A 15,135-nucleotide genomic window follows, 5' to 3' on the forward strand; every position below is an offset into this window, starting at 1 on the left:
CACCACCGCCTCAGCCGCCCCGGCAGGCCTCGACGAGCAGCAGGGCCACGTCGTCGGGGTCGTCCGGCTGACGCATGGTGTCGACGAGCCGGGCGCAGGTGGCGTCGTGGGGCGGGGTCGCGGCCCCGAGGATGCGCAGAAGGAGGCTCAGGCGCTCGTCGATGGGGTCGCCGCGGGTTTCTACGAGGCCGTCGGTGTAGAGGAGAAGCTGGTCACCGGGGTGCAGGGAGAGGGCGGTCGTGTCGAAGTCGACACCACCGACGCCGAGGGGCGCTCCGGTGGGCGGGTGGAGCAGTTCGGGCCGGCGCCCTGCGCGGGTGAGGACCGGGGGGAGGTGTCCGGCGTTGGCGATGCGGCACTGCTCGGTGCGGGGGTCGTACGTGGTGTAGAGACAGGTGGCGATGTAGTGCTCCAGGCCCTGCGTGAGCTGGTCGAGGTGGCGCAGGACCTCGTCCGGGGGCAGGTCCAGAGCGGCGTAGGCGCGAGCGGCGGTGCGCAGCTGCCCCATGGCGGCGGCGGCGTCGATGCCGTTGCCCATGACGTCGCCGATGACGAGGGCGGTCTTGTCGTCGGCGAGGGGGATGACGTCGTACCAGTCGCCCCCGACCTCGTTGGCCGCCAGGGCCGGCCGGTACAGGGAGGCGATCTTCAGGCCGGGCCGTTGCGGCGAGGCGGGTGGCAGCAGGCTGCGCTGGAGGGTCTCCGCGGCGGTCCGTACGTTCTGGTGCCACCGGGCGTTGTCGATGGCGATGGCCGCCCGGCCGGCCAGTTCGCGGGCGAGCAGGACGTCGTCCGCGTCGAAGGGCGCGGGGTTGCGGGCTCTCAGGAGGTCGAAGGCGCCGATGACCTCGTTCCTGGCGATCAGGGGGACCGCGAGGTAGGAGTGCGCGCCGACACGGGCCAGGCGGTCGGCGGCCTGCGGGTCGCGGGCGATGCGCAGCAGGTCCTGGTCGTCGCAGTGGGCCACGAGGACGGGCTCGCCGGTGCGCACACAGCGCGTGATCAGCCGGTCGGGACCGTAGGCGGAGACCTCGCCGACCGGGTCGGCGGCAGCGGCGATGTCGAGGGGGACGGCGGAGGCGACGGCGAGCGCCCGGAACAGCTCGGGGCCTTCCGGGTGCGCCGGTGAGGTGCGACAGGACAGCACGTCGTCCAGGACGTCGACCGCGGTCACGTCCGCGAGATCCGGGACCGCGACTTCCGCGAGCTCCCGGGCGGTCTGCACGACCCCGAGGGTCGTGCCGATCCGGGCGGAGGCGTCCGCGATCAGCGCGAGCCGTCTTCGGGCCCGCTCGGCCTCCGCTGCCACCGTGTGGCGCTCGGTGACGTCGATGACCGAGGACGCCACGCCGACGACTCGCCCAGCGGGCCCGACGATCCGGTAGTACGACACGGACCACGCGTGATCGTCGTCGGGATGCGCCCGGGTGCGGCTCACGACGTACTGGTCGACGAGCGGCGTGCCCGTCGCCAGCACGCGCCGCATCGCCTCTTCGACCGCCTCCGCTCCGCCGTAGGGGTGAATGTCGCGGGGGCGTCTGCCGAGGTGCTCGGCGGCCGGCAGCCCGTTGATCCGTTCCAGCGCGGGATTGACCAGCCGGTAGCGGAGATCGGTGTCCAGCAGGGCGAACCCCACCGGGGCCTGTGACACCAGCTGCTCCGACAGGGCCAGCCGGTTCTCCACTTCGTGGAGCGTCGTCCGGTCGACGGCGATCCCCAGCGCGTACACGTCCCCGAGGTCGTCCAGCAGCCGTACGTTGCGGAACTCCACCAGCCGCGTCGATCCGTCCCGGCGCCGGACGGGGAACACCCCGGACCAGCTCCGTCCGGTGGCCATCACCCCGGCGAACAGCTCTGTCGCCCGGCCCCGGTTCTCGTCGCTGAGCAGCAGCCGCGCCGCGTACTGCCCCAGCGCCTCCCGTGCCGTGTACCCGAACGTGTCCGTGGCCTGCGGGCTCCACAGGACGACCTTGCCCTCAGCGTCCACCACGACCGCTGCGACGTTCAGGAAGTCCAGCAGCCCCCCTCGCGCCCCCCGGCCCGCGACGGCTCCGAACTCCGCGGTCTCGGAGCCGTCGGCTTCAGAAGGCGCGTCATGGGCCATCGCATGCTCCCTCCACTCCCCCGCCCCGGCATCGTGCCCGGCACCGCCGACGGAACGCTTTTCTCCATGCTGCGCCCCCGGCGGCTCCGGGGGCATCCTGGAGGACGAGGGAGCCGGGGCCCTGGAGCACGGCGTCAAGGCCCGAAGGCCCGGCCCCCGGACCGCCCTCGCGTGCTCGGAGGGCGGTTCAGTCGAGGGCGGCGGTGACCTCCACCTCGACCAGGTAGTCGGGCGAGGCCAACGCCGCGACGCCCAGCAGAGTGCCCGGGGCGGCCGGGGTGACGCCCAGCCTCGCGGCGGCGCGGGAGACCCCGTCCAGGAACAGCGGCATCTTGTCGGGGGTCCAGTCGACGACGTACACGGTCAGTCTCGTGACGTCGTCGAAGGAGGCGCCGACCGCGGCCAGGGCGGTAGCGGCGTTGAGGTAGCTCTGCTCCACCTGGGCGGCGAGGTCGCCCGCGCCGACCGTGCCTCCCCGCGCGTCGACGGAGACCTGTCCGGCGACCGAGACCAGCCGCCTACCGGTCGCGACCGACACCTGCCGGTAGGCGTCGACCGTCGGCAGTCCCGCGGGGTTCACCAGGGTGATGGCCATGCTGTGCGTCTCCTTGCCAGGGGAGCCCACGGGGGCTCGCTCGTGCCGACCGGGGGTGTCACCGGTCTCTTGTGGTTACTGAGAAACCATAAGAGAGTGGGCGTTGACGTGGAAGAACGCACTTTTCGGTGACAGGGGAACCTGGTGGTTACCAAGCAGTTGAAGGACACATCCGACGGAGTGGATCTGCGACGGGCGGACTCTCTGGCACGGGAGATCTTCTCGGACGTCGCCAACAAGTGGGCGCTGCTCATCATCGAGGCCCTCGGCGACGACACCCTGCGCTTCACGCGCCTTCGTGACGGCGTCGAGGGCATCAGCCACAAGATGCTCTCCCAGAACCTGCGCATGCTGGAACGCAACGGCCTGGTCGAGCGGACCGTGCACCCCACCGTCCCGCCCCGGGTCGACTACGCCCTCACAGAACCGGGCCGCGCCCTGCGCGCGACCGTCGACGGCATGTGCGCCTGGACCCAGCGGCACCTCGGGCACATCGAGGCCTCCCGGCAGCGGTTCGACGGCTGAGAGGAGCGACCGCCCGCAGCGGGCCGCCGAGCGCGTCCGCCGGCGCCCCGGGCGGCGGCCGGAAGGTCATCGCCTAAGCGAGCCGGAGCGCGAGCTGGCGTGCCTTCACGACGCACCGGCTCGAAGACACCGGTGCGGACGCGGTGTGACGTCGCCGAGCCGGTGCGCGAGCCCGCGCGACCGCCCGCCCCGCGAGCACGGCCCGGACGCCGCCGTACGGCCCGGGCACCCCACCCTTGGCCGCCGTCGGCCCGTCCCTGCCGTGCCCGCCGGCCTCCTACCGCAGCGCGAGGGTGGCGAACACTCCTCGGGCGGCCGTTCCGTCGGGCCAGGTCCACCCGGCGACGAGGTGCGCGGACGCCGTCCCCTCGGACGTGCCCGGCCGCAGGACGCGGGTGAGCTGAACGTCGAACCCGTCCTCAAGGGTGGTTCCGTGCACGGTGACGGTCGGGTCGGGGGTGTCGCTCTCGCTCTGGTGCTGCGGCAGCGCCTCGCCCCGCAGGAGAGCCCGCAGCTGCGCCGTCACCACCGGGTCGTGGACGCCGTCGTAGACCCACCGGGTGCCGAGCACGCCGTGCTCGGAGGTGCCGATCAGCGCCTCTTCAGGGGCGCCTTCCAGCGCCGCACCGCGGTAGCTCATCGGTGTCAGGTACGCCACCGGCTCCCGCGCGGCGGAGTCCACCACGACCATGAACTCGATGCCGACCGCGCCCTGAGGATCGTCCAGGCGGAACCCGCCGGCCTGAACCAGCTCCGGCCCTTCCGCGTCGCCCGCGTACCAGCTCTGCCGCGGCAGCCAGCCGGTGAGCAGCTCCAGCTTGGTGGGCTCCATGGTGGTGCGGTGGACGTATGCCATGCGAACTCCCTCATGTGCGGATCTGGGCCCGCTCTCCGACAGGGCGGGCCGAACCTCCGGGAAACGACGACGCTTTCGCGCCGCAGCGAGTGGCCCCGCCGGGCTCCTGTCCCCGTTCCCTGCCCCCGCACGACGGGAAGCCGCCGCACGGCGACCGCCCTGCGGGGCCGACGGCTCGCTCATGCGATCATACGGGCGGCTCTCGATGGGCCGGTGCGCAACCGACCGGTCCGGCGGCCGAGCGATCGCGCCGACGAGCCGTGGGACGTCAGCGGATGACAGAGAGCGGGAGTGCGGCGTGAGCGGGGCTGGGGGGCGAGGCGGGTCGTCCGCGTCCGAAGACGAGTGGGAGCGGTTCCTCCGTGAATCGATGGCGGGCTCTGCCGGAGCCCCCGTGGAGCCGTCGGCGCGCGCCCGCGCGGTGGAGCGGCGGCTGCGCGAGAGTCCCGGGCCGCCGGACGGCTGGCGGACATACTCACCGGCCCGGCCCCGGCGCAGGACCGGCTGGTACATGACCGGGCTGGCGGCGGCCGTGGCCCTCCTGGCCGTGGCGCTCTTCCCGCAGCAGGTCGTCGGCTGGTTCGAGGGTGACGACAGCGGGCAGGACGCGGCGCCGTCGGCCGCCGAGTCACTACGCCCGCGCGAGGCGCCCGACGCCGAGCCGAGGCTGCGCCCGACCGTCTCGGAGCCCTTCCGGGGCTCGCCAGCCGCCCACTGGGCCGACGGAGCGGCGGGTATCACGGTGCCGCCTGCCAAGGCCACCGGCTGGATGGAAGCCGCCCAGGTCGAGCGGGCACTGCGGCAGAGCCGGGACTTCCTGGTGGCCTCGGGGCTCGATCCCCGGGTGCTGCGCGGTGAGCGGCCCACGAAGGCGATCGCGCAGGTGAACCCGCACCAGAAGGACGTCCAGGAGTATTTCCGTACGGCCCTGTCGTCGACGGCGCCCACGGAGCGCACCGATCCGCTGCTCCTGTTCAGCCGCTTCCGGCCGGATCAGGCCCGGCTGGTCGGGGACGTGGTCAAGACGCGCGGCCGGCTCACGTACCGGGAGGGCGGGCGGGGGGCGGTCGAGGTGACGGCGGACGTCACCTTCGTCTACCCGGTCGCCCCTGCGGCCGACGGCGGGCGCGATGCCGAGGTCGTCCGTACCATCGTGCGGCGCGAGGTGGTGATGAGCTGGGACGATCCGGCCGAGGTCGTCACGGAGCCGGGCACGATGTCCCTTCTCTCGTACACGCTCCACATGACCAACGGCGGCTGCTCCGGCCCGACCGGCTACTTCGTGCCGCCCTTCGGCACGGCCGCCGGGCAGCCCGCCACCCAAGATCGCCGGGTCGACCCGTACGACCGCAGCGAGCCGATCGACACGGGCGACGACACGGCCATGGGCAAAGGCTGTGCGACCGCCGACCGCTCCTGACGCCCCTTGCGGCAGGCGACACCCCGTCGTCGGGGTGCCGGTTACGGGCGAACGCCGATGTCCGCCGCGCTCGGGGAGCCCACGGCCGGTCCTCCGCACGGTAGGTCAGGGGCGGAAGAACCCGCCCACGCCGGTCCGACGGGGCCCCGCGCCCTCGCAGGCCGCCGGCGCCGTCCGGCAGGGCCCTGCTGGAGCCTGCCGTCGACCGTCGCAGCCGAAGCCGGGAGACCCCGGGCTCAGGGGGTCGCCGCCGATACGACGTAGACGACCGGACTGGCCGGGTCCGTCATGTTGACCGTGATGTCCTGGGTGGGACGGGGTTTCTCGTTGCGGTGCGTGGTGCCGGCCCAGTGCTGGTCCGGGCCGAAGTACCAGCCGGTGATCTTGACGTCCCGCTCCCCGATGGAGACCCGGCCGGGTTCCAGGGCCGCGCGTCCGGTGCCCACGCCGGTCAGGAAGCGATCGAGGCCGGCGGAGGTCGTGCGGAACTTCGCGTACATCCGGCTGGCCTTCCAGTTGTTGGTCTCGTAGTACTGGACGCCGGTGGCGTTGCCGGGGATAGGGATCTCGAAGATCCGGCGCTGCATGCGGGAGGGCCAGTCCTCGCGGAGGCCCTGGGCGGCCGCCTCTGCCTCCTTGTCCTTGCCGGAGCGGCGGCTCTGGCCGGCCGAGATCAGCAGGTAGCCCGCCGGGATGCCGATCAGCAGCACGATGATCGTGGCGGTGATGAACCGCCGTCTGAACACGCGCCAGCGGTCCTCGGGCGGCTTGCCCCCACCGTCGCCGGAGGGCTCCGACTGGTGCTGCACCACGGGGTGCTCGGCTTCGGTCATGATCAGGTGACCCTTCAGGTGCTGCGGTCATGGCGTACGGGGAGGGACGCCGGGCGGGCGACCGGGTTTCAGTCGATGACGCGGGCTGACCGCGTGTTGCGCAGCGTGCTCGCCGCCTGGTCGTAGATCTGGGCGTACCGCTCGTACCGCTCGACGCGCCGCCTGTTGGCCCGGCGGAACCGGCGCGCGACCAGCCGGGCCAGGTCCGCGGCGCCGACCATACCCGCCTCCGGGCCGAGCTGCGCCTTCGCGATCCTGGCCTCCGGGCGGTAGCCGCGGCCGGTGAGGTGGCGCTTGAAGGCGTCCCGTGCAGGGCCGATGAGGAGGTCGTCGGCGGCGCTGACGCCGCCTCCGATGACGAAGCAGGACGGGTCGAGCGCGGCGGCCAGGTTGGCGATGCCGACACCGAGCCACTGGCCGATGTCCTGGAGCAGCTCGATGCACATCGCGTCGCCCTCACGGGCCAGTTCGGTGATGAGCGGACCGGTGATGTCGGGGATCTGGCCCTTCACCCGGTCCAGCAGGTAGTGGGCGACCGGGGAGTCGGCGGCGGCCAGCTCCCTTGCCTCGCGGACCAGGGCGTTGCCGGAGCTGTACTGCTCCCAGCAGCCGCGGTTGCCGCAGGGGCAGCGGTGGCCGGAGGGGACGACCTGCATGTGGCCGAACTCACCGGCGACGCCGTACTTGCCGCGTTTGACCTGGCCGTCCTCCAGGATCGCGCCGCCGATGCCCGTGCCGAGGGTGATCATGACGAGGTGGTCCTCGCCGCGGCCGGCACCGAAGCGCCACTCCGCCCAGGCCGCCGTGTTGGCGTCGTTGTCGACCATGACGGGGACGACGAGGCGGGAGGCGATGGCGTCGCGCAGGGGCTCGTCGCGCCAGGCGAGGTGCGGGGCGAACAGGACCTTGGAGCGGTCGGCGTCGACCCAGCCCGCCGCGCCGATGCCGACGGCGTGCACGTCGTGCCGGTCGGAGAGGTCCAGGACCAGCTCGACGATGGTGTCCTCGACGACCTTGGGGCTCTTGGACTTGTCGGGCGTCTCGGTGCGCAGCTGTTCCAGGATGTTGCCGTCGGCGTCGACGACGCCTGCCATCACCTTGGTGCCGCCGATGTCGATCCCGACGGTGGGGACGCGGGGCGCGGTGAGGTGGGAGCGGCGCTCCTTGGTGCCCACGGTCTTGAGGACGGTGGCGCGGGCGGAGCCGCGGTGGGCGAAGTCGCGGTACGTGCTCATCGTCCCTTGGGGGGATTGGAGGAGCCGGTCGGCAGCGGCGGCCGGCGGCGGACGGCGCCCGCCGCGCTCGATTCTGCCACTGCCGGGCCCCGGGGACCGTTGGGCGGGGTCGGCCGGGCCGGGTCGGGCCCCGGGGCGGGCCCGGGTCAGGGGGCGCCCTCGTCGGCCGGGCGGCCGCCGGGGCGGAGGGGCGCGGGGCCGCGCTCCAGCTCGTGGCTCAGCTCCTCCAGCTCGCTGCCGCCCGCCATCTGCCGGGTCAGCTCGTCCAGCGTGACGTCGTCCTTGGTGTGGCTGCCGGACATCGAGCCGCGCTTGAGCAGGACGAAGCGGTCGCCGACGAGGTAGGCGTGGTGCGGATTGTGCGTGATGAGGACCACGCCGAGGCCGGCGTCGCGGGCGGCCGCCACGTACTTGAGGACCACGCCGGACTGCTTGACCCCGAGGGCGGCGGTCGGCTCGTCCAGGACGAGGACCTTCGCGCCGAAGTGGACGGCGCGGGCGATGGCCACGCACTGGCGCTCTCCGCCGGACAGCGTCCCGATGGGCTGGTCGACGTCGCGCAGGTCGATGCCCATGCGCAGCAGCTCGGCGCGGGTCGTCTCGCGCATCAGCCGGACGTCGAGGCGCTTGAAGGGCCCGACTCCGGTGGTCGGTTCGGAGCCGAGGAAGAAGTTCCGCCACACCGGCATGAGCGGGACGACGGCGAGGTCCTGGTAGACGGTGGCGATGCCCCGGTCCAGGGCGTCGCGCGGGTTGGCGAGCGAGGTCTCCTCCCCCTCGATCAGGAAGCGCCCGGAGTCGTGCCGGTGCAGCCCCGCGATGATCTTGATGAGGGTGGACTTGCCGGCTCCGTTGTCGCCGAGCACGCAGGTGATCTGTCCGGCGTGCACCTCCAGCGAGACGTGTTCCAGGGCCTTGATGTTGCCGTAGTACTTGGCTACGTCGGCCAGCTCGACCAGCGGGCCGGCCGGGACCTCAGGGGTGGCCGTCATGACGTCGCCTCCGCGCGCTTGCGCACCCACGCGTTGAGCAGGGTGGCCAGGAGCAGCATCGCTCCCAGGAAGAACTTGAACCAGTCCGGGTTCCACTCGGCGTACACGATGCCCTTGCTGGTCATGCCGAAGATGATCGCGCCGACCGCGGAGCCGATCGCTGAGCCGTAGCCGCCGGTGATCAGGCAGCCGCCGATGACGGCGGCGATGATGAACGTCAGTTCGTTGCCGACGCCCTCGCCGGACTGGACGACGTCGTAGCTGAACAGCAGGTGCTGACCGGAGACCCAGGCGCCGAAGGCGACGCCCAGGTAGAGCCCGATCTTGGTGCGGACGACCGGGACGCCGACCGCGCGGGCGGCGTCGGCCTCACCGCCGACGGCGAAGATCCAGTTGCCGAAGCGGGTGCGGAGCAGGACCCAGGTGGCGACCGCGACGAGCGCCGCCCACCACAGGATCGTCACCTTGAACTCGACGCCGCCGAGGGTGAGCGTCGAGGCGAACAGCGCGCGGGCCGAGTCGAAGCCCTCCATGTCGCCGATGGCCTTGGTGGAGACGGTTCCGCTGATCAGTTTGGTGAAACCGAGGTTGAGACCGGTCAGCATCAGGAAGGTGCCGAGCGTGATGATGAAACTCGGCAGTCGGGTGCGGGTCAGCATGAAGCCGTTGAACGCACCGATGGCCAGGGTGACCAGCAGTGACACGAAAACGCCCACCCACACGTTGGCCGTCATCTGGTAGCTGAACATCGAGGAGATCAGCGCGGAGCTGGTCACCATCACCCCGGCGGAGAGGTCGAACTCGCCGCCGATCATCAGCAGGGCGACCGGGGCGGCCATGATGCCGAGGGTGGAGGCCGCGTACAGCACGGTGCCGAAGCTGGAGGCCTGAAGGAAGCTGTCGGCGACGATCGCGAAGAAGACGAAGACGGCCGCCGCGCCGACGACCGACCCCAGCTCGGGGCGGCCGAGCAGCTTGCGCAGCGGTGAGGTGCTCACCAGCCGCTCGTCCGCCCGCTCGGGGGCCGCGGTGGCGCCGCTCATCGGGTGCCCCGCCGGGCGTAGTCGGCCAGCGCTTTCGCGTCGTCGGCGGTGATGATCTGCGGACCGGTCAGCACGGGCAGGCCGCCACCGAGGACGTTGCGGTTGTAGCGGTGGAGCCAGAGCAGGTCGACGGCCTCGTAGCCCTGGAGGTAGGGCTGCTGGTCGACGGCGAAGCCGAGCCTCCCGTCCTGGAGGCCGGCGGCGACCTTGGCGTTCAGGTCGAAGGTGTCGATCTCCGCCTTGCTGCCCGCGGTCTGCTTGGCCTGGACTGCGGCGTCCGCGAAGGGGGCGCCGAGGGTGACGACCGCGTCGATGCTCCGGTCCGACTGGAGCTTCGCCTCGATGGAAGCCGTGACGTCGGGCATGTTGGTGCCGTCGACGTAGAGGTTCTGCATCGTGCCGTCGAAGGTCTTCTTCGCCCCGGCGCAGCGCTGCTCGTGGCCCACGTTGCCCTGCTCGTGCAGGATGCAGAGGGCCTTCTCGCGGCCGCGGGCGTCGAGCTCGTCGCCGACCGCCTCGCCGGCGATCGTCTCGTCCTGGCCGATGTGGGCCAGCGCGCCGAACTCCTTGGACTCCGCTGAGCCCGAGTTCACGGTGATGACCGGGATGCCCGCCTTGACGGCCTTGGCGACCACGGCCTTCATCGCGTCCGGCTTGGCGAGCGAGACGATCAGCCCGTCGACCTTCTTGTCGATCGCGGTCTGGACGAGCTGGGCCTGCTGCTGGGCCTCGGCGTCGTGGGAGTAGAGGAAGTTGATGTTGTCCTTGACCGCCGCCTGTTCGGCGCCCTTCTGGACGATGTCCCAGAAGGTGTCGCCGTCGCCCGAGTGGGTCACCATGGCGAAGGTCCAGCGCGGCGTGTCGACCGCGGAGCGCCCCCCGGCCTCGGCGGCCGCGCGCTCCTCCGCCCGCTTGCCGCCGGTGCTGCTGCATCCCGTGAGGGAGGCGCCCAGCACCACTGCCAGCACGGCGCCCATGACGCGTACCCCTGTCCGAACCCTTGCCACGACGCCGTGCCCTTCTACTGCTGCTCGCTGTGCTGCTTGACGGGGCCGAGGAGTGTGGAGTCCCGGCCCGGCTGCCCAAGTATCCCCGAGCCCCGCCCGCCCTCGCCGGGCAGGGCCGAAGCAGGGGCGCGTGCCCCGGTGAGGGGAGTCCTACCCCTGACTCATGTCCATGTCAATGCCCGGCTTCGGCCCCTCCGTGCGCCGTCGGCGCATCAGCCCGTCCGACGGGCTCAGGGGCGTACGAGAAGCTGGAACTCGAAGGCGTACCGACCGGCCCGGTAGACGTGCGAGCCGAATTCGACCGCGCGGCCGGTGTCGTCGTACGTGGTGCGTTCCATCGTCAGCAGCGGGGCGCCCGCGTGCTCCTCCAGGAGCCGCGCCTCGGCCTGGGCGGCGGCGCGCGCGCCGACGGACTGGCGGGCGCTGTGCAGGGTGATGCCCGCGGCCCGCATCAGCCGGTACAGCCCGGTCTCCTCCAGCTCGCCGGTGGGGAGCGGGAGGAGCCCGAGAGGCAGGTGGTTGCGAAGGAGGGCCACCGGTTCGCCGTGCGCGCTGCGCAGCCGCTCGACGGCGTGCACCTCGCTTCCCTCGGGGACGCCGAGGGCCGCGGCGGCCTCGGCGCCGGCCGGTTCCACCGCGTTGCGCAGCACCAGGGTGCCGGGGCGCTGGCCGGCCGTCTCCAGGTCGTCGTAGAGCGAGCTGAGCTCCAGGGGGCGGCGGACCTGGCTGTGGACGACCTGGGTGCCGACGCCCCGGCGGCGCACCATCAGCCCCTTGTCGACCAGGGACTGGATGGCCTGGCGGACGGTGGGCCGGGACAGACCGAGGCGGTGGGCCAGGTCGATCTCGTTGCCGAGCAGAGTGCCGGGGGCCAGGCGCCCCTGTTCGACGGCGGCCTCCAGCTGCCGCGCCAGCTGGAAGTAGAGCGGCACCGGGCTGGTGCGGTCCACGCTCAGCGGCAGCGGCTGATCGTTTCCTCTTTCGGTCACGGGGCGAGCGTAGTTCGCTTGTCCGGACAAAGCCATGGCGTAACGGACGCCGGGCCGCTCTCCCCGCGGGATCACGCGCGGCGCCGCCCTGCCCAGTGGGATGCCGGGCAGGGCGCCGCCATCCTTCTTCGCCACGGCATGCCGCACGAGGCGCGGACGTCATTTGTCAGGACAAACGCTTGACATGACGACCGGGCGAGCACCACCTTGGGGGTCATGCGCATCGGACTGATCGGAACGGGACGGATCGGTACGTTCCACGCGGAGGTGCTGAGCCGCCACCCCGCCGTGGACGGCCTGCTGCTGGCGGACGCGGACCCCGGGCGGGCGGCCGCGGCCGCCGCGCGGACGGGTGGCTCGGCCGTCACCGCGGACGCGCTGTTCACGGGCGAGGCGGCGGGAGGGCCGCCCGACGCCGTGGTGATCTGTTCGGCCACCTCGGCCCACGCGAGCTACATCGCACGCGCCGCCCGCGCCGGGATGCCCGCGTTCTGCGAGAAACCGATCGCCCTGGACCTGCCCGGCACGCTGGCCGCGCTGGCGGAGGTCGAGGCGGCGGGCAGCGTCCTGCAACTGGGATTCATGCGGCGCTTCGACGCCGGGTACGGCCGGGCGAGGACGGCCGTACGGGAGGGCGGGCTCGGGCGGCTGCACACAGTGCGGACCGTCACCTCGGACCCCGCCCCGCCGCCCGCCGCCTACCTGCCGCTCTCCGGCGGGCTGTACCGCGACTGCCTCGTCCACGACTTCGACGCCCTGCGCTGGGTGACGGGCCGCGAGGTCACCGAGGTCTACGCCACCGGCTCGGACGCAGGGCCCGCGATATTCCGGGAGGCGGGCGACGTGGCCACCGCCGCCGCCCTGCTCACCCTGGACGACGGGACTCTCGCCACCGCGACCGCGACCCGGTGCAACGGCGCGGGGTACGACGTGCGGATGGAGCTGGCGGGGGAGCTGGGCCAGATCGCCGTCGGCCTCGACGACCGTACGCCGCTCACCTCGGCCGAGCCGGCGGGCCCCGGCGCACCGGCGAAGCCCTGGCCTGGCTTTCTGGAGCGGTTCGCTCCGGCGTACGAGGCGGAGGTGGACGCCTTCCTGCGCGTCGCCCGCGGCGAGCTGGCCAATCCGTGCGACGGGCGGGAGGCCCTGCACGCCCTGCGGATCGCCGAGGCCTGCGAGGTGTCGCGCCGCGAACGCCGGCCGGTCGCGCTGGCCGAGGTCCCCTGCGGCTGATCCGGGCCCGGGCGCCCCTCATGGCGGCCGGCCCCTCCACCGTTCCGTGCCCGCCCCCGTCAGCGCAGGCAGCCCCCGCCCTCCTGGTCCGTGTCGAGCAGGCCCGCGTCGTGCACCAACAGGGCGATCTGCACCCGGTTGTCGAGCCCGAGCTTGGCGAGAATCCGCGAGACGTGGGTCTTGACCGTGGCCACGCTCAAGTACAGCGAGCCGGCGATCTGCGCGTTGGACGCCCCTCGTCCGACGGCGACGGCGACCTCCTGCTCCCGTTCGGCGAGTTCACCGAACCGCGTGCGTGCGCGTTCGGCGCGGCCGGCCCGGTCGTCCCGCCCACCTCCCGCGGCCCTGTCCATCAGCTGCCGGGTGACGGCGGGCGAGAGGACCGGATCGCCTGCGGCGACCCGACGGACCGACTCGACGATCCGGGCCGGTGGCGTGTCCTTCAGGACGAAACCGGCGGCTCCGGCGCGGATGGCCCGGAGCACGTGCTCGTCGGCGTGGAAGGTGGTCAGGACGATGACTTCGGGGGCCGCCGGGCGGCTGCGCAGACGTTCTGTCGCGGTGAGCCCGTCCATGCCCGGCATCCGGAGGTCCATCAGGACGACATCGGGTCGCAGCCGTTCGACGAGCTCCGCGACCTCGTGGCCGTCCGCGCCCTCCCCCACGATGTCGATGCCGTCGTCCCCGCCCAGCATCAGCGTCAGTCCGGCCCGGACCAACGGGTCGTCGTCGACGATCAACAGCCGCACGGGCCGGCCGGCCGGGGGCGGGGAGGGTGCCGGGGGCGCCGGAGACGGCGGAGTGCTCATGACAGCCACCGTAGCCAGCCGGCCGGAGGGGCGCGTACGGCGGGCCTGACCGGTCGAGGCCGCCCACGGGGGGCCGCGTGCGATGCACACGCACGGCGGCGTGTCCGGGGGCGGGCCTCGTGCGGCGGAGAGGGCGGGCGGTGGGCGGCGGTCATGTCGCCCCGTTCCCCGGGCGCCCTCCGGCGGACGCCCGCGCCGTACGTCACGCGGGGGGCCACGGCAGCCGGGCCCGGAGCGCGAAGCCGCCGCCGTCCGTCGGGCCGTGGTCCAGCTCGCCCCCGGCGAGCGTGGCGCGCTCGGTGAGGCCGATGAGCCCCTGGCCCGAGCCGGGGACGCGCTCGAAGGGCTCGGTCGGGGCCGGGTTGCGGACCTCGATGCCGAGCCCGCGGCCGGGGCCGCCGGTCACGAGGACGGTGACCTCGGCGCCGGGGGCGTGCTTGCGGGCGTTGGTCAGTCCCTCCTGGGCGATGCGGTAGACCGTGCGGCCGGTCGCGGCGGGGGCGTCCCCGGGGGCGGCGACCCGGTTGTCGACCACGACCCGCATGCCGGCGAGCCGCGACTCGGCGATGAGGTCGCCCAGGGTGGCGAGGGTGGGCTGCGGCCGCTCCCCCTCGCCGGAGTCCCCGGGGCCCCGCAGGACGCCGATGATCTCGCGGAGGTCCTGAAGCGCCTCGTGGGCACTGTCCCGGATGACCCCGGCGGCCCGGGCGACCTCCGCCGCGGGGGCGTCGGGCCGGAATTCCAGAGCCCCGGCGTGCACGCTGAGCAGTGTCAAGCGGTGGGCCAGGACGTCGTGCATCTCGCGGGCGATGGCCTCACGGGCCAGGCGCTGGGCCCCTTCGGCGCGGAGTTCCGCCTCGGCCTCGGCCCGGCGGGCGCGCTCGCGGAGGCTGACGACGAGCTGTCGCCGCGACCGTACGGCCATGCCCCAGCTGAGCGCCAGCAGGACGAGCAGGAGCCCGATGACGGTCGAGGCCATCAAGCTGGTCCCGGGGTCGGGGCGCAGGGAGGGCTGGAGGGGCGTGACGATCAGTGCGGCCGCCCCGACGATCGCGACGGGCTTGAAGGGGCGGTGCACGGCCAGGCTGAACAGGGCGACCATCAGGGCGCCGGCCGCGACGGGCTCCACGACGCATACCGCGGTCAGGGCCGCCGCGAGTCCGACGGGCCACCGTCGCCGGAGCCAGAGCGCACAGCAGGCCGCCGCGCCGGCCACCGAGTCGACGAAGACGACCGCGTCCGGGGTGGTCGGGTCGGCGTCGATGGCGGCGACGGTCAGCATGCCGGCGAACGCGGCGCAGAGGAAGGCCGCGATGTCCACGGCCCAGTCCCGCACGGTCCGCCGCGACCTGGCCCGGTCGCCCGGCAGCTCGGCCCCGGCCATCGCCGAGGGGAGGAGCCAGCGGTACTCGGTGGGCGTCATGTCGGCAAAGTTACGCAGCCGGTCGGCCCGGAGCCGCTCCGAGCGGCACGGGTGCGACCAAAGTCGCACGA

Annotated in this window: 14 protein-coding genes; 3 read left to right on the forward strand and 11 right to left on the reverse strand. The window is 73.2% G+C overall.

Annotated features, from left to right (window positions below; all coding sequences use genetic code 11):
• Positions 1 to 10: 10 nt before the first annotated feature.
• Entirely contained in the window at positions 11 to 2,104 is a 2,094-nt protein-coding gene (locus V9U70_RS17185) for a SpoIIE family protein phosphatase (RefSeq protein ID WP_336676212.1), read from the reverse strand.
• 187 nt (positions 2,105 to 2,291) lie between these two features.
• Complete coding sequence (locus V9U70_RS17190) at positions 2,292 to 2,699, reverse strand: RidA family protein (RefSeq protein ID WP_336676213.1); 408 nt, start codon at positions 2,697 to 2,699, stop codon at positions 2,292 to 2,294.
• A 144-nt stretch (positions 2,700 to 2,843) separates the two neighbouring features.
• On the opposite strand from V9U70_RS17190, the gene V9U70_RS17195 reads away from it, so the two are divergent.
• Complete coding sequence (locus V9U70_RS17195; protein ID WP_336676214.1) at positions 2,844 to 3,224, forward strand: winged helix-turn-helix transcriptional regulator; 381 nt, start codon at positions 2,844 to 2,846, stop codon at positions 3,222 to 3,224.
• Between the two features lie 277 nt (positions 3,225 to 3,501).
• Here the strand turns inward: V9U70_RS17195 and V9U70_RS17200 are convergent, their stop codons facing one another.
• Entirely contained in the window at positions 3,502 to 4,080 is a 579-nt protein-coding gene (locus V9U70_RS17200) for a maltokinase N-terminal cap-like domain-containing protein (RefSeq protein ID WP_336676215.1), read from the reverse strand.
• A 370-nt stretch (positions 4,081 to 4,450) separates the two neighbouring features.
• Between V9U70_RS17200 and V9U70_RS17205 the strand changes: the two genes are divergently transcribed.
• Positions 4,451 to 5,500, forward strand: coding sequence for a hypothetical protein (locus tag V9U70_RS17205; RefSeq protein WP_336676217.1), 1,050 nt, complete (start codon positions 4,451 to 4,453; stop codon positions 5,498 to 5,500).
• A gap of 236 nt (positions 5,501 to 5,736) precedes the next feature.
• Here V9U70_RS17205 and V9U70_RS17210 read toward each other — a convergent pair whose 3' ends face one another.
• The 6 genes from V9U70_RS17210 to V9U70_RS17235 all read right to left on the reverse strand — a co-directional run bounded on the left by V9U70_RS17210 (position 5,737) and on the right by V9U70_RS17235 (position 11,599).
• A complete protein-coding gene (locus tag V9U70_RS17210) occupies positions 5,737 to 6,333 on the reverse strand; it encodes a hypothetical protein (RefSeq protein ID WP_336676218.1) in 597 nt (198 codons plus the stop codon).
• Between the two features lie 68 nt (positions 6,334 to 6,401).
• On the reverse strand, positions 6,402 to 7,568 hold the full coding sequence (locus V9U70_RS17215) for an ROK family glucokinase (protein ID WP_336676220.1): 1,167 nt from the start codon (positions 7,566 to 7,568) through the stop codon (positions 6,402 to 6,404).
• Between the two features lie 146 nt (positions 7,569 to 7,714).
• Positions 7,715 to 8,560 (reverse strand): ATP-binding cassette domain-containing protein, encoded by an 846-nt coding sequence (locus V9U70_RS17220; RefSeq protein WP_336676222.1) that lies wholly within the window; start codon positions 8,558 to 8,560, stop codon positions 7,715 to 7,717.
• Positions 8,557 to 9,603 (reverse strand): ABC transporter permease, encoded by a 1,047-nt coding sequence (locus tag V9U70_RS17225; protein ID WP_336676224.1) that lies wholly within the window; start codon positions 9,601 to 9,603, stop codon positions 8,557 to 8,559. Before V9U70_RS17225 ends, V9U70_RS17220 begins: the two co-directional genes overlap by 4 nt.
• Entirely contained in the window at positions 9,600 to 10,610 is a 1,011-nt protein-coding gene (locus V9U70_RS17230) for a sugar ABC transporter substrate-binding protein (protein WP_473828701.1), read from the reverse strand. Before V9U70_RS17230 ends, V9U70_RS17225 begins: the two co-directional genes overlap by 4 nt.
• Positions 10,611 to 10,840: 230 nt before the next feature.
• Complete coding sequence (locus V9U70_RS17235; RefSeq protein ID WP_336676227.1) at positions 10,841 to 11,599, reverse strand: GntR family transcriptional regulator; 759 nt, start codon at positions 11,597 to 11,599, stop codon at positions 10,841 to 10,843.
• Positions 11,600 to 11,815: 216 nt separating this feature from the next.
• Between V9U70_RS17235 and V9U70_RS17240 the strand changes: the two genes are divergently transcribed.
• Positions 11,816 to 12,832 carry a Gfo/Idh/MocA family protein gene (locus V9U70_RS17240; protein WP_336676229.1) on the forward strand — a complete coding sequence of 339 codons (1,017 nt, stop codon included), beginning with the start codon at positions 11,816 to 11,818 and terminating at the stop codon, positions 12,830 to 12,832.
• 59 nt (positions 12,833 to 12,891) lie between these two features.
• Here V9U70_RS17240 and V9U70_RS17245 read toward each other — a convergent pair whose 3' ends face one another.
• Together V9U70_RS17245 and V9U70_RS17250 are read right to left on the reverse strand one after the other, a co-directional pair.
• Positions 12,892 to 13,641 (reverse strand): response regulator transcription factor, encoded by a 750-nt coding sequence (locus V9U70_RS17245; protein WP_336676231.1) that lies wholly within the window; start codon positions 13,639 to 13,641, stop codon positions 12,892 to 12,894.
• A 202-nt stretch (positions 13,642 to 13,843) separates the two neighbouring features.
• Positions 13,844 to 15,064, reverse strand: a complete 1,221-nt coding sequence (locus V9U70_RS17250; RefSeq protein WP_336676233.1) for a sensor histidine kinase — start codon at positions 15,062 to 15,064, stop codon at positions 13,844 to 13,846.
• Positions 15,065 to 15,135 lie beyond the last annotated feature (71 nt).

Source organism: Streptomyces pratensis, assembly GCF_037137275.1.
In the GTDB taxonomy this organism is placed as follows: domain Bacteria; phylum Actinomycetota; class Actinomycetes; order Streptomycetales; family Streptomycetaceae; genus Streptomyces; species Streptomyces pratensis_B.

Coding starts and splice junctions, on each gene's coding strand:
- V9U70_RS17225 (WP_336676224.1), bottom strand. CDS start 9,603: ATGAGCGGCGCCACCGCGGCCCCCGAGCGGGCGGACGAGCGGCTGGTG.
- V9U70_RS17215 (WP_336676220.1), bottom strand. CDS start 7,568: ATGAGCACGTACCGCGACTTCGCCCACCGCGGCTCCGCCCGCGCCACC.
- V9U70_RS17250 (WP_336676233.1), bottom strand. CDS start 15,064: ATGACGCCCACCGAGTACCGCTGGCTCCTCCCCTCGGCGATGGCCGGG.
- V9U70_RS17240 (WP_336676229.1), top strand. CDS start 11,816: ATGCGCATCGGACTGATCGGAACGGGACGGATCGGTACGTTCCACGCG.
- V9U70_RS17245 (WP_336676231.1), bottom strand. CDS start 13,641: ATGAGCACTCCGCCGTCTCCGGCGCCCCCGGCACCCTCCCCGCCCCCG.
- V9U70_RS17190 (WP_336676213.1), bottom strand. CDS start 2,699: ATGGCCATCACCCTGGTGAACCCCGCGGGACTGCCGACGGTCGACGCC.
- V9U70_RS17205 (WP_336676217.1), top strand. CDS start 4,451: ATGGCGGGCTCTGCCGGAGCCCCCGTGGAGCCGTCGGCGCGCGCCCGC.
- V9U70_RS17200 (WP_336676215.1), bottom strand. CDS start 4,080: ATGGCATACGTCCACCGCACCACCATGGAGCCCACCAAGCTGGAGCTG.
- V9U70_RS17220 (WP_336676222.1), bottom strand. CDS start 8,560: ATGACGGCCACCCCTGAGGTCCCGGCCGGCCCGCTGGTCGAGCTGGCC.
- V9U70_RS17185 (WP_336676212.1), bottom strand. CDS start 2,104: ATGGCCCATGACGCGCCTTCTGAAGCCGACGGCTCCGAGACCGCGGAG.
- V9U70_RS17210 (WP_336676218.1), bottom strand. CDS start 6,333: ATGACCGAAGCCGAGCACCCCGTGGTGCAGCACCAGTCGGAGCCCTCC.